The organism is Bacillota bacterium (assembly GCA_036504675.1).
Lineage (GTDB): Bacteria > Bacillota > Sulfobacillia > JAJYWN01 > JAJZPE01 > DASXUT01.
This window is the reverse complement of the sequence record DASXUT010000191.1, coordinates 1-5,065: the sequence shown is the minus strand read 5'-3', so window position 1 is coordinate 5,065 and position 5,065 is coordinate 1. Positions and strand designations below refer to the sequence as shown.

Genomic DNA, 5,065 nt, shown 5'->3' with positions numbered 1-5,065 from the left:
CTAGGGACGGCATCCGGTGGCTTCCCGTCGAACCGCTCTCCATTGCCAGGCGCCATGGCTGGGGGCTCATGACCGTCGGCGACTTGGCAAGGCAATTGGGATTTCCAAGGTCAGAAGTGGTCCGGTTGATACCTGGGGGCCATGCTCTGACCTTTTATTACGTCGCCGCAAGAGCCTATCGGATCGTCTACAACGAGCTCGTCGTGTCTCCCGGTCGCATCCGCTGGTCTCTGGCTCACGAAGTGGGCCACATTGTTCTGGGGCATCTGCGGGACTTCCATCAGTCGCAGATGGGTGGCGACCTCAGTCGACGAGACCTCTTCGTTCTTGAAAGGGAAGCGGACACATTTGCCGCCGAACTTTTGGCGCCAATGTCCGTTCTCAAGGCCCTTGGGGCGCGGCGTCAGGATGATATTGGGGTGGTCTGCGCCCTGTCGCGACAGGCCTCCGCCAACAGGGAAAAAGACCTGCAGATGCACGGCCTTGACCAGATCTATTGTGCGGGCGACCAAGCACTCCAAGGTATCTTCGAACAATATCTGAGCCCTGTCAGTGTCTGCGGTGACCCAAGTAGTCTCCCGGTCACAATAGTGGCTAGGCTTCCGGAGGTGCTCTGGGTGGAGACGAAGCACTGTTTCGTCGAGACTGACGAAAATGACAGGTTTACCACCTGTCCTCGATGCGGCAATTTTCATTTCTCCGCGGACGCCCGGTTCTGCAGGATCTGTGGGTTATACCTCTATAACAACTGCACCAATGAGGAAGAAGGACGCTACAGCAGCTGCGGCCGACTAAACCCAGGTGACGCCCGGTTTTGTGAGGCGTGCGGCTCGGAGACTTATCTTTCAAAAAAAGGATTACTTATGACCTGGGACGAGCTGCTGAGCCTGGAAGAGGGCGTCGCCGCCGGCCTGGTCCCGCCAGAACACAGCAAGGGAGACAGCCCGAAGTAGGCCGTCTCCCTTTTGCTTGAGTACAAAAAGAGGAGGCACGGATCAAATGGGGGAGGAAGCCGCGGTCAAGTGTCCCAAGTGCGGAAGCACACAGTTCACTGCGGTCAAGAAAGGATTCAGCCTTGGTAAAGCGGCGGTCGGTGCCGTTCTTCTCGGTCCTATCGGGCTCGTTGGTGGGGCCCACGGTGCCAACAGGGTTGAAGTGGTCTGCCTCAAGTGCGGAAAGCGGTGGACACCGGGTAAGCGCTAGAGGACGCCTTTGTGCCGGGAGGTCTCTCTGGCAGCAAGGGAGACAGCCCGAAGTAGGCGGTCTCCCTTCTTGCTTTGTTGTTGCTTATGGATGATGGCTATCAGATATAGAGGGGGACAAGTCTTGAGCCAGATACCGCGGGCGACTCACGTTGGAGAGATCAAGATAGGGGACTTGGTTCTTCCCTGTGCGGTCCTTGGAGATGGCACTCGTGTATTCTCAGAGACGGGCATGGCAAAGGCACTCGGACGGACAAGAGGCGGGTCTCCGAGCAAGCGGAGCGTGAGCAAGGAAGCCGGGGTGTACCTACCCGTTTTCATGTCAGCCAAGAACCTCCAACCCTTTATCGATGAGGGTTTGAAGCTCGGGGTCAGCAATCCGATCCGGTACCGTGCAAGGGAGGGATTCATGGCCTACGGGATAAAGGCGGCGGTCATTCCGGAAATCTGCACAGTCTTCCTCAAGGCCCGCGAGGCCGGGGCTCTCTTGTCAAATCAGGAGCACATCGCAGAGCGAGCCGAGGTCATCGTGAGAGGCCTCGCCCACGTGGGCATCATCGCACTGGTCGACGAAGCCACCGGTTACCAAGCTGACAGAGACCGCGATGCCCTCCATCGGCTCCTTGAGGCGTACGTGAGCAAGGAGTTCCTGCCCTGGACGAAGGAGTTTCCGGATGAGTTCTACGAGGAGATGTTTCGGTTGATGGGCTGGCAGTATAGCCCGCCCCAGGTCAAGCGACCCAAGTTGGTGGGAGCGTTGACCAGCCAGTTGGTCTACGAGAAGCTACCTCCGGGCGTCCTTGACGAACTCAGGCAGCTCAATCCAGTCACCGAGAAGGGATATCGGAAGAAGAGGCATCATCAATACCTTACAGCCGACATCGGCCACCCCCACTTGCAGAGTCATGTGGCAGTAATCACAGCGCTAATGAGGGCCTCTTCTTCTTGGGCCGGGTTCCGGAGGCTTTTCGGCCGAGCGTTTCCTGGACGGCAGATAGAGCTCGATTTTGGGCTGGAAGATGAAGCCTGAGCGAGAAGTGGATCCGTTAAGGACTATTCAAGAACCCGGGGGTGTGGGCGCTGACCGAGGACTGCAAGAACAGACTCTACTACGGGGACAACTTGACTATATTGCGGGAGCATGTCAGTGATCAGAGCGTCGACTTGATTTACCTCGACCCGCCGTTCAACTCCAATGCCAGTTACAACGTACTTTTCGAGGAAAAGACCGGAGAGAAGTCCGCCGCTCAGATCACCGCTTTTGAGGACACCTGGCACTGGGGCCTTGAATCGGAGCGGGCCTATCACGAAGTCGTCGCAGGGAGAAACGGACCTCATCGCCTCGTGACCCTGCTTCAGGCCTTTCGTTCTTTCCTGGGCAAGAGCGACATGATGGCCTACCTTGTAATGATGGCCGTCCGGCTGGTCGAACTCTACCGGGTCCTCAAGACGACGGGCAGCATCTACCTCCATTGCGATCCGACGGCGAGCCACTATATCAAGCTTCTGATGGACGCAGTCTTTGGCGGCGGCCAGTTCAGGAACGAGATCATCTGGCAAAGGACAAGTGCCCACAACCGTCTGGTCCGGTATGGGCCAGTCCACGACGTGATCTTCTTCTACACAAAGGGCGAGAACTGGACCTGGAACCAGCAGCACATGCCTTATGACGCCGGCTACGTCGAAACCTTCTACCGGCACGTTGAAGAACCAACCGGAAGGCGCTACACTCTCTCCGACGTCACTTCGAACCGCCCAGGAGGTCGGTACCTTTGGAAGGGGCAGGCCCCACCCGGAAAGCGATTCTGGGGCTATTCGGAGGAAACCATGAGCCGCTTCGAGGCCGAGGGGCGCCTCGTATACTCGAAGACCGGATTGCCTCGATACAAGCGGTATCTCGATGAGATGCCGGGCCAGCTCCTTCAAGACGTTTGGATCGACCTCCCTCCCGTTGCCGCCCATGCCAAAGAGCGGATTCACTACCAGACTCAAAAGCCCGAGACTCTGCTAGAACGCATAATTAGGGCCAGCAGCAACGAAGGAGATCTGATCCTGGACCCCTTTTGCGGATGCGGGACAGCGGTTGCCGTGGCTGAACGCCTGGGCCGCAATTGGATCGGCATTGACATCACCTATCTGGCGGTAAACTTGATGAGGCGACGCCTTGAGGACTCTTTCGGCAAAGATCTGAGCCCCTACCGCGTGGTGGGCGACCCTAAGGACTTGGCCAGCGCCGAAGCTCTGGCTGAGGCCAACCGCTACCAGTTTGAATGGTGGGCGGTAGACCTAGTCGGTGCTCGACCTGGGCAAGACAAGAAAAAAGGCGCCGACACTGGCATTGACGGCTGCATCAACTTCTTTGACGACGAAAGTGGCAAGGCCAAGACCATAGTAGTTCAAGTCAAGAGCGGCCACACGACTCCCGGTCAGGTCCGGGACCTCAAGGGAGTCATGGAGCGCGAGAAGGCTTCCATCGGTGCGTTCATCACCCTTCATGAACCGACCGGTCCGATGAAGCAAGAAGCAGCCTCCGCAGGGTTCTATGAGAATCTCCTTTGGCCGGGGCAGCGTTTTCCGCGTCTGCAGATCATCAGCATTGGGGAGTTGCTTCATGGAGAGAAGCTTGAGTATCCCCAGTGGGGTCCGCCCGTCACGTTCAAGCGTGCCCCCAAGAGATCCAAGAAGAAGACTGAGCAGGGCCAGCTGCTCTGATTGACGGCCAAGATTCGCCCTACGGGTCCACAAAGGAGGGATCGGCCAGTCATGCTGAAGATGATCGGCGCGTGGAGCTTGGCCCTGAATGGCCTGCTCGATCTCCTCGGCATCATCTTTTCCGTTCTGTTGTTCCTCGGGCTGACCGTCTACTTCGTCGTCCAGCAGATCCGATGGCAGCGGGCTCGGAACCGCCGGGTAAGGGAATAGGCCGGATGAAGCTGGGCCGGCCAATTTTGCGGACGGGTGCCCCGCCGCAGGCAGACTGCTCCGATTGGAGGACCACGACCGAGATTGGTGCCTTGTTTCCAGCCTCGGGAAAGGAAGAGCAGACCTGGAGCCGCTTTCCGGCGCGGCGATGAAATGATAGAATAGCACCGAACACGCGTTCGCCCAGGGGGGCTTGTTCGGTGCCGTACCGCAGCTCTGCTCGCGTCTCCAGGACAGTTCAGGAGACGCTTTCCCTCCTCTCGCTCCAGGAGCGGACGAGGCGGGACGTGCCCATCGAGGCCCTGGCCGGCCGACTTGGTATGCAGGTCGAGCCCGGCGACTTCGGTCTGGCCGTCGTTGGCTTCCTCATGATCCGGCCGGACCCCGTAATCGTCTTCAACAGCCGGATGGACAGGCCCCGCCAACGGTTCACGATCGCTCACGAGCTAGGGCACTACCTGCTTCATCGCCGGGATGTCGGGTATTTCATGTGTAATGACCGATCCCAGAACTGGCGAGAGCGCGAGGCCAACCAGTTCGCGGCCGACGTACTCATGCCCGAGGACCTGGTTGTGGCCACCTGGCCGGAGGTCCGCCAGACCAAGTGGATGGCCACGTTCTTTGCGGTGAGCGAGCTGGCGATGGGGAGGCGGCTGGGTGAGCTTGGATTGAAGGAGCCGGCCAACCTGCGTCGGCCCGGGGCAGTCGTGGCCAATAAGGGGGGGCTCTAGCCGCACGATAGGAAGCGGAGTTGAGCCCCTTCTCACCGGCAGAGCTCGCAAGTCGGCGCGGAAATAGGAGGGGTCGAGGCCGCTTCCTTCTACCCAGGGAGGGACGTTGGACTCGAGGGGGGCTGTCGGCATCTGTGGGACCATCACGTCGAAGATGCTCTAGAGGACCGCCACGTCGGTGCCCTTCACGAAGATACCCGTGGGCTGCAG

General features: G+C 59.1%; 5 protein-coding genes. All 5 read left to right on the top strand.

What is annotated here, in order from left to right; genetic code table 11:
* The coding region (locus VGL40_15090; GenBank protein ID HEY3316587.1) for an ImmA/IrrE family metallo-endopeptidase at positions 1-953 on the top strand (953 nt) is incomplete at its 5' end.
* Between the two features lie 373 nt (positions 954-1,326).
* Positions 1,327-2,232: a P63C domain-containing protein gene (locus VGL40_15085; protein ID HEY3316586.1), complete on the top strand. Its 906-nt coding sequence runs from the start codon at positions 1,327-1,329 to the stop codon at positions 2,230-2,232.
* A gap of 101 nt (positions 2,233-2,333) precedes the next feature.
* Positions 2,334-3,914 (top strand): DNA methyltransferase, encoded by a 1,581-nt coding sequence (locus tag VGL40_15080; GenBank protein ID HEY3316585.1) that lies wholly within the window; start codon positions 2,334-2,336, stop codon positions 3,912-3,914.
* 51 nt (positions 3,915-3,965) lie between these two features.
* Entirely contained in the window at positions 3,966-4,124 is a 159-nt protein-coding gene (locus VGL40_15075; GenBank protein HEY3316584.1) for a hypothetical protein, read from the top strand.
* Positions 4,125-4,324: 200 nt separating this feature from the next.
* Positions 4,325-4,855, top strand: a complete 531-nt coding sequence (locus tag VGL40_15070; protein ID HEY3316583.1) for an ImmA/IrrE family metallo-endopeptidase — start codon at positions 4,325-4,327, stop codon at positions 4,853-4,855.
* The last annotated feature ends 210 nt before the right edge of the window (positions 4,856-5,065 follow it).